Consider the following 23,149-nt stretch of genomic DNA (forward strand, 5'->3'; position numbering starts at 1 on the left):
GGCGGGACTTCGAGGTAGCGACTCGAAGCTTGTCGAATGCACCCACCGGAGTTGCCAAAGTGCGGGACTGTCATCGCGTGGATCGCGAGCAATCGAGAGCACGTTTGGCGAGTGCGGCGGGCGCCGCGCGGAAATCCGAAGCGCCCACTGACGAAACGTCAGCAGGACGCTCGGAACGATCACGCGCGTGGGGGGTGATAAACTTCGCGCTCGAAGCCGGCGCGCGGCGAGCCTACATCGATGAACATTGGTGGGAGCTCAAAGTAGATCCCCGGACGAACCACGATGGGCCCGGAAAGCGTCGCGGGCTCCACGTTGACCCAGGACAAACCGTCGACGCCGTGGTTGCTCTTGGGCGCACTTGCGAACGGTCCGTGATGGATCCCATCACAAGAGACGACGGCATCGATGCGCGCGTCCGACATTGGGTGGATTCGGTTTGGCGCGACGACCGTGGCGGCTCGAGCGTCGCACATGGCGGCGACTTGGGGATCGAACTCGTCGGATGCAGCGGCGCTCGAGGGGCAAGCGTCTGGGGAGTCGGCATCGGACGGCGGAGGTGTTTGTGCTGCGGGGCTCCAACCAGAGACCGCGTCTCCGTCGCAGATGGGGATGATCGCGGCAAACACGCGCAGAGGGGCAAGCCACGTGGCGGCGAAAAACGCCAGCATGGCGAGCAACCGCAAAAGCGCGATCCGCAACATCGGCCTGATCCATACCGGAGTTGAGGCTGGTCGGCAATTGTGATTCGAGGCACGTGGAAAAATTGCGTTCGTGGATTCCGTTTTGGACGTGCGGGGGAAGAGGGGCAGGGAAAGGTGCCAGGCACTTTTGGAAAAGGTGGGGAAAAAGGTGCCAGGCACTTTTGGAAAAGGTGCCAGGCACTTTTCGAGGTGTAAGCGCGCGCTCTTCCGGGAAAAGGTGCCCGCCCTTCTAAAAGGTGCCAGGCACTTTTTGAGGTGTAAGCGCACGCTCTTCCGGGAAAAGGTGCCAGGCACTTTTCGAGGTGTAAGCGCGCTCTTCCGGGAAAAGGTGCCAGCCACTTTTCGAGGTGTAAGCGCGCGCTCTTCCGGGAAAAGGTGCCAGGCACTTTTCGAGGTGTAAGCACGCGCCCTTCTAAAAGGTGCCAGCCACTTTCGGAGCTGGTCCGTTGCGCAACGCAACCCACACAACTACATGCTCCCAAATATTTGGCCCACCTTGTCCTACATGTGTACCTTTATCCCATGGCCACCGCCCCCCTCGACTCCAACCGCATCTCACGTGCAGCCGCATCCCAAACCGACGCTGCCGGCAAAGCCTCGCGAAACGCCACCTCCCACGATGACGCCACCCCCGGTGTGCTCGGCGACGAGCTCCCGCGCCCGCTTGGCCGCTACCTCCTGCTCCGCAGGCTCGCGCGCGGCGGCATGGGCGAGGTTTTCCTCGCCTCGACCATGGGCATCGAGGGCGCCGAACGACCCGTCGTCGTCAAAGTCATTCGTCGTGATCACTCGGCCGATCCCAGCTTCATCGCTCGTTTCCTCGATGAAGCACGCGTCCAGGCCCAGCTCCAGCATTCCGGCGTCGCACAGGTCATCGAGGCGTCGCTCGACGATGCGAGCGGTCAACCTTACGCCGTCGTCGAACACATCGAAGGCAAGAGCCTCGGCGACGTGCGTAGTCGAGCTTTGGCGCTGGGATATCGTGTCGGTTGGGCCGAAGCCGTTGCTGTTGCAACGATGATCGCCGAGGCTCTCGCGCACGTGCACGAACGCAAGGATCCCTCGGGGCGAGGCCTGGCGATCGTTCACCGCGATCTGTCGCCGCAGAACGTCATGGTCAGCTATGCGGGCGATGTGAAGATCATCGATTTCGGCACCGCCCGGGGCCTCAATCGACGATGCCGCACGGTGAGCGGGGTTGTTTTTGCCAAACCCGGATATGTCGCTCCCGAAGTAGCCAATGGCGACACCGGTGATGCTCGAGTCGACCTCTATGCGCTCGGCGTAATGCTTTGGGAGCTCTGCGCAGGCCGGCGTTTCTTGCAGGGCGATGCTGCCGTACACATGTCGGCCGTAGCGAAAAACGCGATGAATTTGCCGCCACTCGCCGCGGATATCGGCGCCCCCATCGAGATCGACCTCATCCTCGCCAAACTCACCGCTTTCGACGTCGACGAGCGTTACGCCGCAGCACGTCTTGCAGCCCGAGATCTCGCCAAACTCCTTGCGGCTGCACCGCCTTTGCCCGGCGGTGAACGAGGCGTTCGAGCTCGCACGGCGAACGTCATGGCGAACCTTTTTCCTGCCGAACCCGGCAAGTCTCGCCGCGAATTTGCCCGTCTCGTATCAGCCGCGCGCGCAGCCATGCCGGCCCCGTCCACCAAGGAAGAACCCGCGGCCCTTTCGGACGCACCCACGCCCGGTCACGGAGTTTTACCAGGTACGCGCCTGCGTCTCGTTCGCGAGATCGGTGGAGGCGCGAGCAGCGTCGTGCACGAAGCCGAACACGTGGACCTCGGTCGTCGCGTTGCTGTCAAGATCCTCGCGCCCGAACACGGTTCATCCCCTGAATACGCTGCGCGATTTCGTCGAGAAGCCCGCGCCATGTCGCGCCTTGCGCACGATGGGCTCGTGCAGCTTCACGACTTTGGTCGCGCCGCAGACGGCCGACTGTTCTGCGTCATGGAGCTGCTCGAAGGCGAAACCGTGGAAGCGATGCTCACGCGAGATCGCGATGTCGATTGGCAGTTTGCTGCCCGCATTGGTCTGCGCGTCCTCGGCACGCTCGAAGCGGCGCACTCGGCGGGTGTCGTGCATCGAGACGTCAAGCCGGCAAACATCTTCTTGACCAAGGATGGTCACGTCAAAGTGCTCGATTTCGGGCTCGCGCACACGCCCGAGGACATCGGTGAAGCCGTGCTTGGCGCGCCCAATGGAGACAATGCGGTTGCTGCTGGTTTCACGCTGTTTGGCACACCGGAATACATGGCCCCCGAGCAAGCTGCTGGCGGTCGAGTCGATGGACGCGCGGACCTGTACGCTTTGGGATGCGTTCTTTACGAGATGATCACGGGACAGCTCCCGTACCTTGGCGCAAGTGCCGCGGCGATTGTCGATGCAAAGATGAAGGGAAGTCCCGAGCGACCGCGAGATCGCGTGCCGAACAAGCGGTTGCCCGATGCGGTGGACGAACTGCTCATGAAGGCGCTATCGCGGCATCCTGGGCTGCGCTTCCAGAACGCGAACGAAATGCGCCAGGCATTGCTCAGCGTGCTCGCTGCGCCCGCGCGAGCCCGTAATCGTCGTAGGGCCATTGGCTTTTCGGCACTCGCGACGGTCATGGCCTTTGCTGCCGTGCTGTTCGTTGGCAAGTCACACGAAATTGGACGGCTCATCCCGCAGTCGCTTTCCCTCTCGCCGGTTGCCGAACAACCTGCGCTCGTGGCGCCAGCCTCGCCGGAACAGCCCTCTGTCGAAGATCCCGCGGCAGCGCCTGTCCTTGCGCTCGAGCTCGAAGAGGAGCCGATTGCGATTGACGATACGCCCTCCGACGAACCGGCGCCGACAGTAGAAGAGCCCGGCAAAGACGAAGTGGCTGCCGCCGCGCGGCCGCGAAAACGACCGTCCCGATCACCAGGATCGTCACGCTCACGTGCGGCATCGCCATCGTATGAGCCTGAGATCGAGGACCAACCCGAGCTCGTAGCGGAATCGGAATCCGAATCCGACTTCGACATCGTCGTGGAAGAGCTCGACGAGGACGTGTCGCAATTGCCGCGAACGGTGGTCGTGATCGAGCCCGTGCCGGGAGCGAACGACGACACGATCGTCGCTGGCGGAGAAGACGCAGCGTCATCCGAGCCTGCAACGCAACCTGCGCAGGTCGTGGCCGAGGCGCCGGAGCCCTCCGCGGACAAACCCGAACCGGCACCCGTGGCGAAGGCCGAACCAAAACCGAAGCCCAAGACCGTTCGAGCTGGAGGCAAGGACAAGGCCGAACAGGCTCGACTTCGTCGCAAGCGCAAGACGCGAATGGCATCCAAAGCGACCGAAGGCAGCACTGCGTCCAAGCCGGCCGGCAGATCCAAGTAGGAATGCTGCAGGACTCGGCGAGACCGTGAAAATCATGAGCAGAATGCGCACTTGTCGAGGCGCATTTTGCTCGCCCGTTCATCTCCACGTTGTATACCGCGCGCACACTCGATGGCCCAAATCGCTCCGCCGGTAGCTGGTTCGAACGCAGTCACATCGGGCCCTCCGCATCGCGCGATCCTGCGTCTCGCGTTGCCGACGGTCGGCGCAATGCTCACGCAAAGCGTCGTCAACGAAGTCGACATCGTCTTCTTCGCCCGCCTGCCATGCCCCGAATCGTCGAATGCTCAGGCGGCGCTTCTGCCGTCGCTCATCATTCTTTGGCTCTTCGGCGGATCGCTCAGCGCCATCAGCGTCGGCACCCAGGCCTTCGTCGGTCGGAGGTTTGCTGAGAAAAACCGAGAAGATGCCGGCGCGGTTTTGTGCAACGCGGCGTTCTTCGCCGTCGTTGCCGGCATCGCGTTCTCGATCATCGGTTATCTGCTCACGCCAGCCATTCTGTCGTTGCTCATCAAGAACGAGGGAGCTCGGGTCGCGGCCGAATCGTACCTGAAGTGGCGTCTTCTCGGCGTCACGTCGATGGTCGCAACGTTTGCGTTCAAAGCGTTTTTCGACGGCATCGGCAAGACGCACATCCATCTCGTCTCGGCGGTCGTGATGAACGCCATCAACATCGCCCTGTGTTTCGTGCTGATTTTCGGCAACGAAGCCCTTGGCGTACCAAAGATGGGCGTTGCAGGCGCCGGCATCGCCGGGTTCGTCTCGACGTACGTAGGCCTCGCGATCATGATCGGCTACGCGCTCAAGGCCGAATTCCGGAAGGTTTATAGACCGTTCGTCCCGAGCAAACTCGAGACGGGGTTGACCTGGTCCATCCTGAAACTCTCCATCCCGAGCAGCATCGCCACGATCGCCGTCATGACTGGCTTCGCACTGTTCGCAATGATTGCGGGCAAGCTCGACGAAGTTCAGCCCATCGGCGTCGTCTCCGCCATGTGTCCGGGAGGCAAGGCCGAGCCCGTCAACGGAGCCGCAACCACGGTCATCGTCGGCGTCCTCAAACTCACGTTCACCGCATGCCTCGCGTTCGGCACGTCCACGGCCACTCTCGTTGCTCAATCTCTCGGCGAAAAGCGAGCGGATCGCGCTGAGTTGTTCGGCTGGACGTCCGTGCGTCTTGGCCTCTTGATATTCGGCGTCGTCGGTTTGTGCGAGATGGTCTTTGCCGAGCAGATCCTCGCGTTCGTTTCGCACAGCGAGATCGTGCGCGAAACGGCGCTCGGTCCCATGCGTTTGGCAGGTGCATGCACGCCTATGATCGCCGTCGGCATGATCCTCACGCAGGCGCTCTTTGGTGCAGGAAACACGCGTTACGTGATGATCGTGGAGCTCGTTCTCCACTTCCTGTGCCTCGTGCCGCTCGCGTGGATCCTCGGCATCACGCTGAAGATGGGGCTGATTGGTATCTGGGTGGCTGGCGCCGTGTATGCCGCTGCGCTTGCTGCGCTCATGGCGCTCGAGTTCAAGCGAGGAAACTGGAAGAAGATCGCGCTCTAGCTCGCGATTGACCGGTCACTTGCTGAAGCCGTTCGTCTTCCAGCGATAACGCACGGGGGGCAGGTTGCTCCACGGAAGGATGAGCGGCTCGACGCCGCCGACGGGGCCCGTGTCCTGCATGAACGGGTAGTTCCCGCCATTCCACTCGATGGCTTTCCCCGACGAAACTTCGATATCCGTGCCGCGACCGGCCTTGACGAACTTGACGGTTCCCTCGACGCGTTTTCTGCCCATGCTTCGTGCCGTTTCCACGGCGAAAACGCGCTTCAAGCCTTCGCCGTCGACCATCTGGTACACGAACAAAACATCTCGACTCATCTGCCCTTCGTTCGTGGTCGCGCCCTGGATCTTGCCTTTGACAATGATCTCCGCTTTGCCGTCGCCCGTGAGATCGGTCGTGCTGACGTCGCTGATGTCCGTGCCTTTGGCGAATTGACCGAGGCTCATGTAGGTGAAACCCGTTCCGCCCTTCCAGCCGTTGCCGAAGACGACCAAGTCGCGATCGTGCAGCAGCACGGACTCCGCGCCGCTGTCTCCGGTGACGTCGGCAGACAGGCTGAACCGGGGTTTGCCCGTGACGCCTCGATCCCGCTTGTATTGCCCGTACACGCGCTCGAGCATTTCGCTCATGCTGGGGCCTGCGGGTCGTTGAGCTTGTGCTTGGGAAGCTGGTCCTGTCGTCACGGCGGCGACCGGAGCGGGCGTGCTTGCCTGTTTTTCCTCGCCCGCCTTGACAAACCTGCTCCCGTTCCATTTGTACGTGCGTGAAGCAATCGTTTCCCAGGGCAAGAGCGCGGGATCCATCGATGTCTCACGCGATTCGGCGTAGTTTCCTGCGTCGAAGTTTTTCGCTTGGCCCGGCGTGATCGTGATGGCCGTCTTGGCCCCATCAGCCGCGAATCGGACCTCGTTTGCGACCGACCCTTTTTCTGTGACGATTCCAATCTCGGTCTGGAAAATCATCGTTGGCGCGTCGGATTTGCCGAACTGCAGCACTTGCAGGTACTCGCGGTAGTTCTTCGGTTTTCCAAGGCGTTTTCGCAGGATGATTTCTGCCTGCCCATCGCCCGTCAGATCGCGCGTCTCGCACGACGGGAGCATTCCGGCGGAAGCATCCACGCCGAGGTCGGTCCAGAAAAACTCGGCACCTTTGCGGAAGGTCGGTCCAAGCACGACGAGCACATGATCGAAGACGATGACCCGCTCTTTCAGCGCGTCGCCTGCGACGTCCGCGATGAGGTTGAAGCGCGGAACGTTTCGGATCTTCTTGGCTTTGAGGCTCTCGCCGAGGGCTTGTTCGCTCTCGATCGAGACGGGAGGAAGTGATTCGTACGAAGCCGTAGGAGCTGTACCGACGGACGCTTCGATCGTGGTCGAACGGTCGGCATCATGGGCGAAGATCGCGCCGCGAAGGCCCACACGCGTCGTCGATGCAGGAGGAAAAGCGGACCAGGGAATGCTTGCTTCGAGGGTCCACCCGCCGCTTCGTGGAGCTTCGATGACCTTGGCTCCTGCGATGGTCTTGCCGTCTTTGGTTTTCGCGGATGCCGCGGACTTTCCTGGCTCACCCGGAAATAGCTCGACTTCGTGAATGGCTCCTCCGGGGAACCCGATGACGACCGAGATGCGGTCGCCGCCGCCTCGAAGTGCGTCGTCGGTGACGTCTGCGGCGATGAAGATGTTCGATGCGTCGTACGAGATTGCGGCTTGTGCTTGGAAGTCGGCTTTGGACGGGGCGCCTTTCACCTTATGGCCGAGCGTCATCAGGGCTGGCCATTCCTTGGGAATTCCGTCGAGTTTGATGGACGAAGTTTCCACGAGGGACGCCTTGATGGGAGACCCTGCAGCGCTGGCAGGTTGGGCGGCAAAAAGTGCTCCGGCTGCACAAGCAAGAGCGGTCAAGCGAGTGGTTCGACGAGTGCGGATCATGGGCCCGCAATGGACGAGTTCCTGGCGCATATGTTCATGCATTTGTCGCCGCAGGCTTATGCGGGACGTCGACGCAAAGCTCGATCAATGGCCTTGGCAATTTCCACTCCAGGCACGACCAGCGCCGAGAGGCCAAGGAGCAGCATCCACTCGTTGGCCGAGACTGCGTAGGTGCGAAACACCGGACGAAGCGCGGGCACGAGGATCGCCACGAGATGAATCGCGGCACTTGCGGCGCACGCGAGCACGAGCGGAAGGCTCACGAGCGGGCGCATGGAGAAGATCGACTGGTGCGGGCTTCGGCAGCTCCATGCGTGGAAGAGCGGCGAAAGAGCGAGCACCGAGAACGCTAGAGCGCGCGTTTGAAGGAGGTGCTCCTCGTCCTGCGGGGACAGCACATACAGCGCGATGGCTGCGGCGCCCATCATGCTACCGACGTAGAGAATGCCGAGATAGTCGCGCTTTCCGAGCAGCCCTTCGGACGTGTTGCGCGGTGGTTCTTGCATGAGATGCGGATCGGGCGGATCGATGCCGAGCGCCAAGGCAGGCAAGCCGTTCGTGACGAGGTTGATCCACAGGATCATGAGCGGCGTCAAAGGCGGCCACTTGCCGAAGAACGACACGACGAACACCGCGACCAGCAAGCCCATGTTCGACGACAGCAAGAAGAAGATGAACTTCTGGATGTTGCGGTAGATCGCGCGTCCCTCGCTCACGGCATCGACGATGGTGGCGAAGTTGTCGTCGGCCAGGACGAGATCGCCTGCTTGGCGGGCGACGTCCGTGCCGCCTTTGCCCATGGCGACGCCGATGTGGGATTCGCGCAGCGCTGGTGCATCGTTCACGCCATCGCCCGTCATCGCGACGACGTGTCCCTTCGACTTGAAGGCGCGCACGATACGCAGCTTTTGTTCGGCGGTTGTCCGGGCAAACACGCGCAAATGTTCGACTCGACGTGCCAATTCTTCGTCGTTGATCTTGGCGAGCTCGGCACCTGTGATGACTTCGTCGCCTTCGTCCCACAGGCCGATTTCTTGAGCGATTGCGGTTGCGGTGAGTTTGTGGTCGCCGGTGATCATGACGGCGCGGATGCCTGCGAGCTTGCACGTCGCCACGGCTTCTTTCACGCCGGCGCGAGGCGGATCCATCATGCCGACGAGGCCGAGGAACGTCAGCTCGCGCTCCACGTCGCCCTCGTCGGTCTTTTCGCGCTTGCGCACGCGACGACAGATCGCGAGCACGCGCAACGCTTGTGCACTCATGCGATCGGCTTCCGCCGTGATGGCTTGGCGGTCTTCGTCGGTCATACCGCGCACGCCATTGTCCGCAGCGAACTTGACGCACAGCGGAAGCAGCACGTCGGCGCTGCCCTTCACGTGCGCGATTTCGCGGCCGTGCTTGTCGCGCGTAATGACCGTCATGCGCTTGCGATCGCTGTCGAAGGGCAGCTCGTGGACGAATTCGTGCGACGGAGCGATGGACTCGCGTGGCAGGTGTCCCTTTGCAGCAAGCGCGAGGAGGGCAGCTTCCGTTGGATCTCCAACGATGTACCACTTCTTCTCGGCGTTCTGTTCGAGGTGTGCGTTGTTGCAGAGCGCGGCGGTGGCGAGCGTATACGAAAGCGGTGCCGGCAGTTTGTCGAAGTCGATCACTTCGCCTGCTTCCGCGATGAAGTCGCCCGTCGGATCGTACCCTTCGCCCGTGACCTTGTAGCGCTTGCCGCCAGTGTAGACGGCACGCACGGTCATCTCGTTTTGTGTGAGTGTGCCGGTCTTGTCGGATGCGATGACCGTTGCAGCACCAAGCGTTTCGACGGCGGGGAGCTTGCGAACGATGGCCCCTCGGCGCGCCATGCGCTGCATACCGAGCGCCAGCGTGATGGTCGTGATCGCAGGCAAGCCTTCGGGAATTGCGGCTACTGCGAGGCTCACGGCTTCGAGGAGCAGCTCGTGCCACGGCCTTCCACCGCGCAAGAAGCCCCAACCGAGCAGCACGGCGGAAAGCAGCAAACAGACGCGCAGAATCATCGACCCGAATCGGTCGAGACGTTCTTCGAGCGGCGTCTTCTGCTCGCCGACCGATTGAATCATCTCGCCAATCTTGCCGAGCTCGGTCTTCGATCCCGTGGCGGTGACGACGGCGCGCGCCTTGCCGCGAACGACGGTCGTACCGGTGAAAACCATGTTTCCGCGATCGCCCAGCGGTGCGTCGAGCGCGACCGGGGCGAGCGCATCCTTCGTGCACGCCGTACTTTCGCCCGTGAGGGCTGCTTCTTCCGTCGCGAGATCGATCGTCTGTACGAGACGTGCGTCGGCCGCGATCGCATCGCCAGCCTCGAGCTCGAGCAAGTCGCCTGGCACGACATCTTCGGCCGGGACCACCTTGACTTTGCCGCTTCGACGTACCCTCGCGGATGGCGCACTGAGCTTCTGCAGGGCTTCGAGTGCCGCTTCTGCGCGCCGCTCTTGGTAGTACCCGAGGAACGCGTTCAGGATGACGATCAGCAGGATCGCGATGGCATCGCCGAAACGACTCAAAAAGCCGTGTTGTCCGGACGTGTCGGTGAATCCTACGACGACGGCGATGGCTGCGGCAGCAAGAAGCGTGAGGACGAGTGGATTGGCGAATTGCTCGAGCAGCCGCATGAGCGTGCTCTTCTTCGCCGATTCGGGCAGCTTGTTCTTGCCGTACTTCGCGATGCGCGCGGAGGCTTCGGCTTCTTCGAGCCCTGCGTTCGAGCTCGCGCCTAGGCGCGCGAGAAGCGCTTCGAGTTGCTCGGCGTAGACCGGTTTGTCTTGACCATTTGGTGCAAGCGCCGTCTGTGAGGCGGGCGCTTTGCGCTCGGACGCCTGCACCGACTCTTTGCTCGTCGTGCCCGCTTCATTCATGTCGTTATGCCTGCCTACCGCTTCATCCGGGCCTGCTCACGTTGCTCTTCTGCTTCGAGCTCCGCGAGCGCTGCTGCGAGTTCGTCCTGTTCGGCCTGGATCGATGCGGCCGGCGCCTGGCCTGCTCCAGCAACACGCACCTGGGCTGGCGGAGGCGCGGCGACTTCCTTTGGCGCTTCTGCCGGCAAGACGCCCATCTTGCGCTTGAGCGCCATGAGGTCGTCTTCGGCGCCCGCCGTTGCTTCCAGTTTGCCAAATCGAGCCGCCAGGGTGTCTCCGCTCGCTTCTTCTGCAAGCTCGGTCGTGGCCTCCGCTTCGGCTTCCATCTGGTCGATCTTCGACGCCATGCGGTCGAACGTTTCGAACGCCGATGCGTTGTTCAGGCCAGACAGCGTCTCTTGAATCGCCTTTTGCGCTTCTGCGCGCTTCTTGCGCGCCACGAGCACGTTCTTCTTGCGCTTGGCTTCTTCAATTTTGGTGTTGAGCAGCTTCAGCGCCGTCTTGAGCTGGTCGACGGCTTGCTTTTGCTTCTGCCACTGCTCTTTGTAGGCGGTGACGAGGCTGTCGTGCTCCTTCTTCCGCGCCAGCGCTTCTTTCGCCAGGTTGTCGTCCCCGGCCTTGATCGCGAGCATGGCACGACGTTCCCATTCCGCTGCGTTCGCCGCTTCTTGCTCGACCTGCTTTGCGAGTCGCTTTTCATCGGCGATCGATACGGCGACCTGCTTTTTCGCCTCGATGAGCTGATTGCCCATGTCGATGACGACCTGATTCAGCATCTTCTCGGGGTCTTCCGAGCGGCTGATGAGGTCGTTCAGGTTCGACTTGATGAGGGTGGCTAGGCGCGCGAAGATTCCCATCTCGATTGGCCTCTCATTGCTCTCGCGGCTTCCGATGCTGCGGAAAGTGCGCCCCAACTTCTTCCGGGCGCGTCGATGTCGAGCGATACACGGTCATCCAAACCAAACCAGGCGGCGTGGGCGGGGCCTTCATTCCATCTTGGCCGTCGCCAAGTCATGCAACGTCGGCACGTGCCGCGTCAGCGCCAAGTCCACGTCGCTCAACGTGGCATCGAGCTCGTTGAGGTCGAGGTTGTCCAGCGGCAACGCGGACGATAGCACCACCGTGCCGTTGTCGATTCCGTACGCTGCGTGCATCAAGTCCGTCGCGTTGTACTCGAGCAAGCGACGGAAAAGGGCGAGCTGATGGTCTTTGTCGGCAGGGACCTGTCCAATCGCAACGCGCACGGCAACGATCGGCGGCACGACACGAAGTGCGATGGGCGGTTTTTCTTCGCCCACCGAAACCAAGTACGTGCCCTGGTCGTTTTCGAAACGCCTATCCAGCTCGAGCAGGAAATTCTCTACGTCCTCGGAAGTTCGCGGCATGGCTGCGGCGAGACTACAAGTTCAAAGGCTTCCGGTCGAGGGGGAGTGGGTTCTTTTCGCTGCGGATCGCGGCGTTTGCATCCGACGCGTTTCTTCCTTTCTTTCCTCTACAGTTCACTGGTACGGTCCTGATCCTGGTCCCGTGGCGATCCACCCTGGCGACTCCCTCGCGGGCTACCGTGTAACCCGCCTCCTAGGCCGCGGCGGCATGGGAGAGGTGTGGGCTGCGCGCAGCGACACGGACGGCCGCGAAGTCGCCATCAAGGTCCTGCTTGCCCGAGCGGCGGTCAAACCCGACCTCGTTCGCCGCTTCCAGCGCGAGGCCGAGATCACGTCGGCCATCCAAAGCCCCTACGTCTGTCGACTGCTCGAAGTCGGCATGACGCCGGACAACGCGCACCTGCTCGTCTTCGAAAAACTGGAAGGCGAGAGTCTCGCCGACCGGCTCAAACGAGAGCAATACCTGCCGTTTGCCGAGGTTTGGCCCATCATCGAAGACGTTCTCGAAGGACTCGTCGCAGCCCACGCGGCCGGCGTCATCCATCGCGATCTGAAGCCTGGAAACATTTTCATCGAACGCACGGGTCAACCCGATCGACCTGAACGCGCCAAGATCCTCGATTTCGGCATCTCGAAACTACGCCGCGGTGACGGTGAACAAGCCGAGCCAACGCTCACCGCATTCGATGCAACGCTTGGATCCTTCGCGTACATGGCGCCTGAGCAGGTTCGCGGCGCTGCTCGCGCGGACGAACGCGCGGACATCTATGCCGTCGGGGCAGTCGCCTTTCGAGCTTTGAGCGGGCGACTTCCGTTCGAGGGCATGACGGCCGCGCTGCTTGTTGCGATGAAGCTCGAACGTGCAGCGCCCAGCTTGACCGAAGCGACGGGTGACAAGTGGCCTGCGGCCATCGAGCGTTTCCTCGAATGCGCGCTGCATCGCCATCGAGAACATCGTTTTGCATCGGCCAGCGATGCGCTCGAAGCATGGCGCTCACTTGCACCGAAGGGTCGTGCGCTTGCGGCTCCGCCACCGACCGAAACCTCGTCGTTCGTCGCCGCTCCGGTCGATCCACCCACCGTCGCTGATGAGGTCGTCAATCAGGACGACCAGCCCACGTGGGCTGGCAACACAGCCGCAATGATTGGCATTCCTGGGGGATCCAGGAATTCCGATAGGTAACCGCTCGTGGTGACATCGTGATCGAGTCGACCATTCTGTCTCGAAACAAGGTCGAAGTTCGTGGCGGGCGAATCAAGGCGGCCAAGACGAACTGGTTCGAGATCGGCACCGAACCGGTCATCGTCGGCCGAAATTCGCAGTGCCAAGTGGTTCTCGATGACGCCAAGATCAGCGCCGTTCACGCCGAGTTTGTCGCGACTGAACATGGCGTACGCGTTCGCGATCTCGGGAGTCGCAACGGGATATTCGCCGGTGGAGTACGCATCGGCGAAGTGTTTCTCCTGTCGTCGTGCAAGCTGCGTCTTGGTGAAACGGACATCTCGTTCGAGCCTGCGCGGCCCGAAAAGATCGTCATTCCAAGCATTTCCTCGTTCGGAACACTCGTTGCGCAGAGCGCTGGCATGCGCGCCATTTTCGAAAAGATCTCGAAGGTGGCACCTACCGACTTGACCGTGCTCATCACGGGTGAAACCGGCACGGGCAAGGAAGTCGTTGCGCAAGCGATCCATCAAGCGAGCCCTCGCGCGAAAAAGCCCTTCGTCGTCGTCGATTGTGGATCCATCCCGCAGAGCCTTGCGGAGGCCACGCTTTTTGGGCACGAACGAGGTGCTTTTACAGGCGCGATCGACAAGCGCATCTCGCCCTTTCTCGAAGCCGATGGCGGCACGATTTTTCTCGACGAGCTCGGCGAGCTTCCGATCGAAGTTCAACCAAAGCTTCTTCGTGCCGTGGCCGAGCGCCGCATCAAAAGCGTCGGCGGATCTTCGTACCGCGAAGTGGACGTGCGCGTTCTCGCGGCAACTCGTCGGGACCTCGTTCGAGCGGTCAACACAGGGACGTTTCGCAGCGATCTGTACTTCCGCGTAGCGCAAGTTCGTGTCGAGCTTCCCGCGCTTCGACAACGTCTCGAGGACATTCCGGTTCTCGTCCGTCGGATGCTCAAGGATGCCGGGGACGAGGGAGCTTTCGAACGCGTGAGTAACACGACGCTGGAGCGACTGATGCGTCACGATTGGCCGGGCAACGTGCGCGAGCTGAAGAATGCGGTCGCGGTTGCGTTTGCCTTGTCGACGGACTCGGAAGAGCTCGACATCGCAGCGCACCTCGGCGCGCTGACCGAGATGCACGAGCCGCACTTTGCGACGCATGCTGCGCCGGCGCTTGCGGGTGATGCCGTGCCTTCGTTCAAGGGCAAAGCATTTCAGGAAGCGAAGCACGAGGTGCTCACGCGATTCGAGCGTGAGTACTTCGCAGCGCTGTACGAAGAGGCGAAGGGGAACATTTCGGAGATCGCGCGTCGGTCAGGGATGGAGCGCGCGCACGTGCGTACGTACTTGAAGCGCCATGGAATCGTCGCGCGGCCGTCCGAGTCTGAAGGTTGACGGGCGGGCCAAAAAAGGTGGCGGCGGCCAAAAAAGGTGGCTGGCACCTTTGGCCAGCCAGCGGCAAAAAGGTGGCCCGGCCAGACGGGCGGGCCAAAAAAGGTGGCAGGTGGCTGGCCAAAAAAGGTGGCTGGCACCTTTGGCCAGCCAGCGGCAAGGCGAGACGGAAGCGCACAGGAATCGAACCCGGGCCAAAAAAGGTGGCAAAAAAGGTGGCTGGCACCTTTTGCTGCCGCACCTTTGGCCAGCCAAAAAAGTGGCTGGCACCTTTTGCTGCCGCCAGCAGAACCTGCCCAGCACCTTTGGCCGCCAGCAGCCACCTTTGGCAAGGCGAGACGGAAGCGCACAGGAATCGAACCTGCCCAGGACAGCGGAACTGCCCCGCACCGATTTTGAAGACCGGGGGTGGCACCAGCCAACCGCGCACTTCCACTTGCTCTTCTACTCGCGATCGCCCCGAAGCGCCATTGGGTGTGGCCGGGAGGGACAAAGGTGCGGGATAAAGGTGCCAACCACTTTTTCAAAAATCTTCATCGAACCACGCAACTGGTGCCTCGCTCGTTCGATGGAAAGGTATGCGAAGAAAACGCTGCTTTCTGTCCGATGAAATCTACTTCGTGACCATTCGTACTGTCGAGCAGCGTTTCGCCCTCGACCCATACGCATGTCCCAAGGCCTGGATGCTGGCCGAGGGCAAACGGGTTGATTTTGACGAGAAGCAAGCAATGCGCGAGCGTGGCCGTGCGTGCGTCGAGCAAACGCAAGCGCTCACCGATGAAATCGCTCGAGTCGAGCTGGACGCCACACTGCCGCGCCCGGTCGTTCTCTATAATACGTTTACCGATGCGATTCCAAACATCATTGGGAGCTGCATGGCGCGCGGCGTTGAATTGTTCGGCGTGCGCGTCTATGGCTTTGTTTGGATGAGCAACCATGGGCACCTGCTCCTGGGGGCGCCGAAGGGCAAATTCGCAGATTTCATGGCGTATCTGAATGGACAAATTGCCGTCAATGTGAATCGATTTCTCGGGCGAACGCATCAACTGTGGGGGCGGCGATATGCTGCCGCCCAAGTGCTCGACGAAGCTGCGGAACTCGAACGGTTGGGTTATCTTTTGGCGAACCCGCAAAATGCCGGCATAGCGGATTCCATCAATGAATGGCCTGGTTTGTCGAGTGCGGCGTTCTTATTTCAAAATCATAAGCAGCGATTCTTGCGCTTCGATCGAACCGCTTGGTACAGTGCCGGATGCCCTGACGACATCGCGCCATTCTTGTCGACGGTCATCCTGGAGCAAAAACTCTTACCACAATTATTGAGGCTCAACAAGAAAAAGCTTCGGCGAAAAATACGCAGAATAATCAAGGCGCAAGTGAAGCCATTGCCCATTGAAGCGACGAAGCTGGAGCTCGAGCCCGAGCTTCCGATTCGACGCCGCCTGATGGCGCGAACTGTCATTCCAACGGATCGACCTGGATCGCCCAGGAGCAATCCGCGTAAGCGCTCACCTCAGCCGCTCTGCCACACGATGGAATCGTCATTGCGAAAATGCTACGAAGAGTGGTACCGCGCGTTCCGCATTGCATATGAGAAGAGCTCGCACGAATACAGACATGGCAATACGGCGGTCGATTTTCCACCGGGCTCATTTGCACCGTCGAGATATCCAAAGGCGCGTTATGCGAGTGACCCAGACGCTATCTCGATGCTTCATCCCACGCGCAGAAATTTGGAGATTGCGGATGCGTTGACGTCGCTGGTAGCATGAAACGGAAATGCGGCCATTGCGATTCGGTTGGCTTGGAAAGCAGACATTATCGATTCGCATGTCCGAGTGCGCAGTGGACAGTTGTATCCAGCTCCCGTATCGTTAATGGAACCTAAGGCTTGTCGAGCGCCCCGACACTGTCCCCCCAAGGCAGATGACTCAAGCGGTGCTGCGTAGCTTCGGTTGTTGCGTGACCACCACGCACGTTGGGCGGGCGTGATCATGTTGTTGCGGATTCTCTGCCTGCGCTCAAAGTGGCTGGCACCTTCGGACGACCAGCACCTTCGGACGACCACCTTCGGACGACCAGTCGAGCTTCCGGCCAAAGTGGTTGGCACCTTCGGACGACCAGTCGAGCTTCCGGCCAAAGTGGTTGGCACCTTCGGACGCCGCGACGCTGGCACCTTCGGACGCGACGCTGGTTGGTCGAGCTTCCGGCCAAAGTGGTTGGCACCTTCGGACGGACGCGGCAGCACCTTCGGACGGACGCGGTTGGCACCTTCGGACCGGACGGACGCGGCAGCACCTTCGGACGGACGCGGTTGGCACCTTCGGACCGGACGGTTCGCAGCACCTTCGGATGACGACCGGACGGTTCGTTCATTCCGACACAACGTTGGTCATCATACGTCAAAGGTCCCTCCCCGAACCATTGGAGGTTTTGCCAAGATCACGATAGGATACTTACACCATGCGTTCCCCCACGCACCGTGTGCTGCTCTTCTCTGTCGCGTTCGCGGGCTCGACGTGCAACAGCAGCCCCCCGACGAAAATTGATGTCCCTACGATTGCGGCATTCGCTCCCAATGCACCATCTCTCGTCACGACAGCCGAGACGAAGATTGTTGCGCCAAACGGCAAGCCCAGCGATCTATTCGGTTTTTCGGTAGCCATGAGCGGCGATACCATCATCATAGGTACGCCCTACGAAGATTCAGCGGCGCAGGATGCGGGGGCCGCGTACGTCTTCGTGCGAAAAAACGGCGATTGGCTCTTCGAACAGAAACTCGTGGCTCCCGATTTTGGGGCAACTCGATGGTTCGGGTATTCTGTCGCAATCGACGGCGACAACGCTATTGTCGGATCGCCCCAAGCCGATGGCAATATGCTCGATGCAGGTGCGGCATATGTCTTCTCGAGGACGAACGGCAGTTGGAGCGCGCTGCCGAAAATCGTTGCGAGCGACGGGAAACCGAGCGACATGTTCGGGCACGCGGTGGCCATTTCGGGAAACTCGCTGCTCGTGGGTTGTCCCAAATCGGATGCCAAGGGTATCGACGCCGGAGCGGCCTACGTTTTCGTGTGGAATGGCGCCCAATATGCAGAACAAAAGAAGCTGCTGACCGCAGATGCTGCGCCGAATGACCATCTTGGCGCAGCCGTCGCCATGGATGGCGAAACAGCGCTCGTGGGGGCTCCCGACGCAGGCGTATTTGGACCTAATTCGGGCTCGGCGTATGTCTTCTTTCGCCAAGGAACGCTTTGGAGTCAACAGAAAAAGCTAATCAGCCCAAACGGCGCGGCTGGCGATGCGTTTGGCTGGGCCGTAGATATCGAACATAATTCGGCCATCGTCGGCGCACCGCATGCAGATTCGATGGGGGCAGATTCGGGCGCGGCGTATTCGTTCGTCCGCACGGGGATCGCTTGGAACCCAAACGCCATTCTGCTTCCCCAGGGTTTGGCGGCAGATGATCGCTTTGGCTCGAGCGTCGCGATGAGCGGCAATTCAACCGTCATCGGCGCTTTGCTCGACGACACGACGAATGCGAACACCGGGGCCGCCTACGTATTCACGCGCAATGGTTCGTCATGGTCGCAGGATATCGAGCTCGTCGCGAGCGATGCGGTGATCGGCGATGCATATGGTTTTGCGGTGGCGATATCTGGAGACACGACGGTCGTGAGTGCATACCTGGACGATGATCTGGGTACGAGCTCCGGGTCGGCCTACGTGTACGTTTTGAAAAATGACACGGGAGACGATTGCGTGTCCGCCGCCGAATGCGCTTCGGGGTATTGTGTGGACGGCGTTTGCTGCGATAGCGCATGCGACCTCGGTCCCTGTGACGGATGCTCGATTGCGACAGGGGCGAGCGCGGACGGCATTTGCACATTGCTCGATGGCGCAACCTGTGACGACGGCAATGCATGCACATTGACGGATACGTGTTTGGTCGGGCAATGCGTTGGGGCTAGTCCCATGGTTTGTTCAGACGACCCATGCTTTGCGGGGATTTGCGATCCGGCAACAGGTGTTTGCCTTGCCGAGGTCAAGCCCGACGGTGCAAACTGCGACGACGGAAATGCCTGCACGGCGCTCGATGTTTGCACGGGAGGAGTTTGTCTTGGGACGAAGAGCACCGAGTGCCTGGCCATAAATGCTTGCCATGCCGAAGGCACGTGCGATACCATCAGCGGCGCATGTTCGGCGCTCGAATTGCCTGACGGAACGGTTTGTCCTGGTGGCGCTTGTCGATCTGGCACGTGCGTACCGAATGAATTGCCGCCTACCGGCGTATTGGTAACGGGCGGCGGGTGCGATTGTCGAATGCACGTGGATGCAAGTGCATACACACGCGGCTGGGGATCTGCGGCGATGATCGGTTTGGTTGCGATGCGAAAGGCTCGTCAGCGCAGGTCGCTTCATCATATGAAACCTCGGTAGGAGCCCCTCGCAAGCGCCGGAAAATCGAGGGCCCCTACCTCGTACGAGATTAGAACGGGTGCTCTTCGAATCTTGCAGCAAGTTTTCCAAAGGCCTAAAGTGACGCTCGTGAACGCCCAAGTAAACCAATCGCTCGATCCTCGTCCCGAAGACGTACTTGCCGCTGCCGAACGCCTTCGAGGAAAAGTGACGCGTACGCCCGTGCTGCGCATTCCGGCCATCGATGCGGCGGCAGGCGCCGAGGTGTGGATCAAGGCGGAAAACTTGCAGCGAATCGGGGCCTTCAAAGCACGCGGCGCGCTGCATGCGGTGGGAAGGCTGGATCCGACCGTTCGGACGCGAGGCATCATCACGTACAGCTCGGGCAATCACGCGCAAGCCGTGGCGTTGGCAGCAAAAGAGTATGGAATATCAGCGGACATCGCAATGCCCGAGGATGCGCCGGCAATCAAAGTGGAGGGCGTGCGAGCGCTGGGGGCAAACATCGTGTTTGCCGGGACAACCTCGACGGAGAGGCGCAACGCCGCGCATGCGATTCGAGAACGTACTGGCGGGACAATCATCGAACCCTTCGACGATGCTGACATCATCGCTGGACAGGGCACGGCCACACTCGAGCTCATTGAAGAAGTTGCAGCTCGTACGAATGGGGGATCGCTCGAAGCACTGTTCGTTCCGGTAGGCGGCGGGGGGCTCATTGCAGGAGCGTGCTTGGCAGCGGCGAATACGCCTACGCGGGTTTTCAGTGTCGAACCCGTGGGCTGCGATGCAATGGCGCAGAGCTTGGAAGCGGGACAGCGGGTCGAGGTTCAACCGGGACCAACTTTGGCGGATGGATTGAAGCCTGTCATGGTGGGCGAACGGAATTTTCGAATTGCGCAGAAGTATGTGGCAGGATCGTTTCGAGTAACCGACGACGACATTCGTCATGCGCTGACCATGCTCCTTTTTGCGGGCAAAGTGCTCGCGGAGCCATCCGGTGCCGCAGCGCTTGCGGCGGCATTACGACACGGGCTGCCGGATCGGCCGAAACGCATTGGTGTGATCGTGTCGGGAGGGAATGTGGATCGGGGAGTGCTGATGGGGTGCTGGGGAAAGACTGAGTAACCATTTTGCCAAACGCCCAATTCAACGTAATTGCTGCAAAAAATCCCTCGCCACAGCAGCCGGCATTCGTTTGTCCTGGTCAACCTCGCGGTTCAGCTTCCGCATCGTATCCGCGTCGATACGCCCGCACAATCCCCGCAATGATTCGATGACCTTTGGTTTGTCGTGGCGCAAACGAGCGCTCACGAGAATGACCGCATCGTAGGGTGGCAAGGCACCTCGATCGTCCTCGAGCACCAACAAATCATACGCTGCGATACGCCCATCGGTCGAAAATGCTCCAATCAGATCCACTTGCCCCGTCTTGATGGCATCGTACATCAGCGACGGGTCCATGCTGCGCTGCTCGGCAAATGCGAGACCATACGTGCTCGTCACGGACTTCCATTCCGCTCGCTGGAACATCTCGTAATCACCGCCAACTCGTATCGTTTTCGCCTGGGGAGCAAGATCCCCAATTCGCCGAGCATTCAATCGCGCCGCATCCTCCCGACGCATCGCCAATGCGTACGTGTTTTCGAATCCGAGCGGACAAACCAAGAGAATGCCGTACTTCTCGTCGAGCAAACGACCGGCCTCGACGAGCATTGCTTTGCGATCGATATGCGTTTCACCCTTGCCGAGAACCGACGACCACAATGTACCGGAATAATCGACATACGCATCGATTTGACCTGAAACAAGCGCATCAAAAGCCACCGTCGACCCCAAAGATTCGAGAACTTTCGTAGGCAAACCCGTTTGCTTCTCCGTTTGTCTTGCAAGGGCATGAGCGAGGATATAACTTTCCGTAAATGTCTTTGCTCCAATCGTAATGGGAGCATGTCCGGTAGACGTTCGCGATGGCCACATCGGCGTCGTCGCAAACACAGCGAGCAGTAAAAAGCCGGACAAACCAAGCCCGGACAAACGCCGATTTTGCAGCTCGATTCCACGGGAAATCACATGCACGAGCCCGTCGATGACGAGCGCCAAAAGTGCCGAGGCAACGCATCCGACGAGCACCGACGCATAATTGCGCGTCTGTAGCCCTCCAAAAATATAGTTGCCCAAACTTGGAGCCCCAACGGGCGTCGACAGCGTCGCCGTGCCTACGGTCCAGACCGCCGATGTGCGAATGCCCGCGACGATGACCGGCATCGCGAGCGGCAACTCGACTCGAAAAAGCGATTCCCGAGGCGTCATGCCGACACCCCGCGCCGCCTCGACGACCGCCGGATCGACACCGGACAAACCCGTGATCGTATTGCGAAGAATGGGCAAAAAGCTGTATAGCGACAAACCAATCAATGCGGGAAGAAATCCGATGCTGCGTACGCCAAGAGCCGCAAGCGCCGGAACCATGAACGCCAAAAGCGCGAGGCTCGGAATGGTTTGCAAAACGCTCGCCGTCCCCACGACCGGAACCTCGAATCGCCGAACGCGCGAAACGAAAATACCAAGTGGTACGCTGACCACGATTCCCACGACGAGCGCCGCAAGAGACAAAAGCAGATGAGCCGCAAGATGACCCGGCAATTCGGCGAGAAGGTCCGTCATCGGACGGCTCCTGCAAGCTTTTCCGCAATCAACGACGATTGCCTAGCCGGCGCGAGAACGATTTCTTCGACATAAGGATCCGCAGGGTTTGCCGCAAGATCGTGCACCGTTCCCACTTGAAGAAGCTTGCCGTCCTTCATCACCGCCACGCGATCCCCGAGCGCCATGGCTTCGACCATATCGTGAGTAACGAACATCGACGTAAAACCAAGTTTCTTGCGCAATTCGCAAAACGAAACCTGAAGCCGCTCGCGCGTCATCGGATCGAGCGCCCCAAAGGGTTCGTCGAAAAGCAGCACCGGCGGCTCGGCCGCGAGCGCTCGGGCGACAGCCACGCGTTGCGCCTGGCCGCCAGAAAGCTCGTGCGGACGGCGTGATGCAAAAAGCGCCGAATCGAGCTCCACGAGCTCGAGTAGCGTGTGAACGCGAGCGCGAATGCGCGCGTCGTCCCACCCCATGAGCTTCGGAGTGATACCTATGTTTTCAGCGACGGTGAAATGCGGGAACAAGCCCAAACGCTGAAACACGTAGCCAATACGACGACGCAATTCATGCGGCGGTCCACAGGTCACGTCTTGTCCTGCCACGACGACTCGCCCCGATGTCGGTTCGACGAGACGATTGACCATCTTGAGGGTGGTGGTTTTTCCGGACCCCGATCCCCCCAAGAGCACCAATGTTTCGCCCTTCTCTACGCGAAGCGTGACGGAATCGACGACGACGTGCTCGTCATACCGCTTGGTGAGGTCCGAGATTTCTATCATGAAAACATCATTCCCTGCGCTCTGCCGTCACCACCCAGGATGCCGACGGAATGACGACACCGGCCCCATTCTCGAATGGCGCAATGGCTTCGCGAATGGAAACACGAACGGCATCGACGAGCTCGGGGCCGGCTTTGGCATCACGAAGCGCTGCGCCGGCGAGGCCGATACGCATGAGAAGCGCAACGGCGCCATCGAGCGATTCACCAGCCGCGATTTGCATGGGCTCGTCCACTTTTTCTCGATTCACGTTGACAAAACCGGCTCGTTCGAGAATGCCCCGAACGCGTTCACAATCCGCAAATGCAAAAGGCCCAGGTGCATTGGGCTCGGGACGCTTGATGGGGAGATGTTTGGCAACGGCCATCGCGGGCAAGACCATCCAAGGGTTTTCCGAAAGGTCCCTCCAACAGACGAATGCCATGCGCCCACCAGGTCGCAATGCGCTGAGCAAATTGGAAAAAGCCGCTTCTGGATTGGCAAAAAACATGACGCCGAACCGCGAAAACAAAGCATCGAACGCTTGCGGCTCGAACGACGTGATTTGCGCATCGGCAATGCGAATTTCGGCGTGTCCGAATTCGGCGGTCGAAGTTCGCGCACGTGCCGCGAGCGGTTCGGAAATATCAATGCCGACGGCGCGCCCGCCCGGACCAACTCGACGCGCAATTTCGGCGGTGGTTTCCCCGCCCCCACAGCCGATATCGATCACGCGCTCGCCCAAAGCGAGCGCCAGGCGTTCGAGCGCCCGGAGGCCATGGGGACGAATTTGTGCGGACAAGGTCGTATCAATCGCGGCCCACTGCGGCCCCATGACTTCATTCCAATAACGAATTTGCTCGGCGTTCGGTCCTTCGTATGCAATCACGGGGCACTTCCTTGTGTATGAGTGGACGGGCGGA

The 23,149-nt window shown here is 60.6% G+C and carries 15 protein-coding genes and 1 tRNA gene; 7 read left to right on the forward strand and 9 right to left on the reverse strand.

Going from position 1 to position 23,149, the window contains the following annotated elements; all coding sequences use genetic code 11:
* Positions 1 to 179: 179 nt before the first annotated feature.
* On the reverse strand, positions 180 to 704 hold the full coding sequence (locus IPM54_31585) for a hypothetical protein (GenBank protein MBK9264332.1): 525 nt from the start codon (positions 702 to 704) through the stop codon (positions 180 to 182).
* 522 nt (positions 705 to 1,226) lie between these two features.
* On the opposite strand from IPM54_31585, the gene IPM54_31590 reads away from it, so the two are divergent.
* Together IPM54_31590 and IPM54_31595 are read left to right on the forward strand one after the other, a co-directional pair.
* A complete protein-coding gene (locus tag IPM54_31590) occupies positions 1,227 to 4,076 on the forward strand; it encodes a protein kinase (GenBank protein ID MBK9264333.1) in 2,850 nt (949 codons plus the stop codon).
* Between the two features lie 111 nt (positions 4,077 to 4,187).
* Complete coding sequence (locus IPM54_31595; protein ID MBK9264334.1) at positions 4,188 to 5,633, forward strand: MATE family efflux transporter; 1,446 nt, start codon at positions 4,188 to 4,190, stop codon at positions 5,631 to 5,633.
* A gap of 15 nt (positions 5,634 to 5,648) precedes the next feature.
* Here the strand turns inward: IPM54_31595 and IPM54_31600 are convergent, their stop codons facing one another.
* The 4 genes from IPM54_31600 to IPM54_31615 all read right to left on the reverse strand — a co-directional run bounded on the left by IPM54_31600 (position 5,649) and on the right by IPM54_31615 (position 11,835).
* Positions 5,649 to 7,592: a hypothetical protein gene (locus tag IPM54_31600; GenBank protein MBK9264335.1), complete on the reverse strand. Its 1,944-nt coding sequence runs from the start codon at positions 7,590 to 7,592 to the stop codon at positions 5,649 to 5,651.
* Positions 7,593 to 7,618: 26 nt separating this feature from the next.
* Entirely contained in the window at positions 7,619 to 10,450 is a 2,832-nt protein-coding gene (locus IPM54_31605) for a cation-translocating P-type ATPase (GenBank protein MBK9264336.1), read from the reverse strand.
* A 14-nt stretch (positions 10,451 to 10,464) separates the two neighbouring features.
* Complete coding sequence (locus IPM54_31610; GenBank protein MBK9264337.1) at positions 10,465 to 11,307, reverse strand: PspA/IM30 family protein; 843 nt, start codon at positions 11,305 to 11,307, stop codon at positions 10,465 to 10,467.
* Between the two features lie 129 nt (positions 11,308 to 11,436).
* Positions 11,437 to 11,835: a CesT family type III secretion system chaperone gene (locus IPM54_31615; protein ID MBK9264338.1), complete on the reverse strand. Its 399-nt coding sequence runs from the start codon at positions 11,833 to 11,835 to the stop codon at positions 11,437 to 11,439.
* A gap of 208 nt (positions 11,836 to 12,043) precedes the next feature.
* On the opposite strand from IPM54_31615, the gene IPM54_31620 reads away from it, so the two are divergent.
* Positions 12,044 to 13,018 (forward strand): serine/threonine protein kinase, encoded by a 975-nt coding sequence (locus IPM54_31620; GenBank protein ID MBK9264339.1) that lies wholly within the window; start codon positions 12,044 to 12,046, stop codon positions 13,016 to 13,018.
* Between the two features lie 17 nt (positions 13,019 to 13,035).
* On the forward strand, positions 13,036 to 14,400 hold the full coding sequence (locus IPM54_31625) for a sigma 54-interacting transcriptional regulator (GenBank protein MBK9264340.1): 1,365 nt from the start codon (positions 13,036 to 13,038) through the stop codon (positions 14,398 to 14,400).
* A 336-nt stretch (positions 14,401 to 14,736) separates the two neighbouring features.
* Here IPM54_31625 and IPM54_31630 read toward each other — a convergent pair.
* Positions 14,737 to 14,831 (reverse strand) — tRNA-Sec (locus IPM54_31630).
* A 186-nt stretch (positions 14,832 to 15,017) separates the two neighbouring features.
* Between IPM54_31630 and IPM54_31635 the strand changes: the two genes are divergently transcribed.
* From IPM54_31635 to IPM54_31645, 3 genes are all read left to right on the forward strand, one after another.
* Positions 15,018 to 16,169 carry a transposase gene (locus IPM54_31635; GenBank protein ID MBK9264341.1) on the forward strand — a complete coding sequence of 384 codons (1,152 nt, stop codon included), beginning with the start codon at positions 15,018 to 15,020 and terminating at the stop codon, positions 16,167 to 16,169.
* Between the two features lie 691 nt (positions 16,170 to 16,860).
* Complete coding sequence (locus tag IPM54_31640; GenBank protein ID MBK9264342.1) at positions 16,861 to 18,837, forward strand: FG-GAP repeat protein; 1,977 nt, start codon at positions 16,861 to 16,863, stop codon at positions 18,835 to 18,837.
* A gap of 108 nt (positions 18,838 to 18,945) precedes the next feature.
* Positions 18,946 to 19,944, forward strand: a complete 999-nt coding sequence (locus IPM54_31645; GenBank protein ID MBK9264343.1) for a threonine/serine dehydratase — start codon at positions 18,946 to 18,948, stop codon at positions 19,942 to 19,944.
* Between the two features lie 21 nt (positions 19,945 to 19,965).
* Here the strand turns inward: IPM54_31645 and IPM54_31650 are convergent, their stop codons facing one another.
* From IPM54_31650 to IPM54_31660, 3 genes are read right to left on the reverse strand one after another with little or no spacing between them, the layout of a single operon-like run.
* Positions 19,966 to 21,483 (reverse strand): ABC transporter permease subunit, encoded by a 1,518-nt coding sequence (locus IPM54_31650; protein ID MBK9264344.1) that lies wholly within the window; start codon positions 21,481 to 21,483, stop codon positions 19,966 to 19,968.
* Positions 21,480 to 22,247, reverse strand: a complete 768-nt coding sequence (locus tag IPM54_31655) for an ATP-binding cassette domain-containing protein (protein MBK9264345.1) — start codon at positions 22,245 to 22,247, stop codon at positions 21,480 to 21,482. The genes IPM54_31650 and IPM54_31655 overlap by 4 nt, the downstream gene beginning before the upstream one ends.
* A 7-nt stretch (positions 22,248 to 22,254) precedes the next feature.
* Complete coding sequence (locus tag IPM54_31660; protein MBK9264346.1) at positions 22,255 to 23,115, reverse strand: methyltransferase domain-containing protein; 861 nt, start codon at positions 23,113 to 23,115, stop codon at positions 22,255 to 22,257.
* Between the last annotated feature and the right edge of the window lie 34 nt (positions 23,116 to 23,149).

The organism is Polyangiaceae bacterium (genome assembly GCA_016715885.1).
In the GTDB taxonomy this organism is placed as follows: domain Bacteria; phylum Myxococcota_A; class Polyangia; order Polyangiales; family Polyangiaceae; genus Polyangium.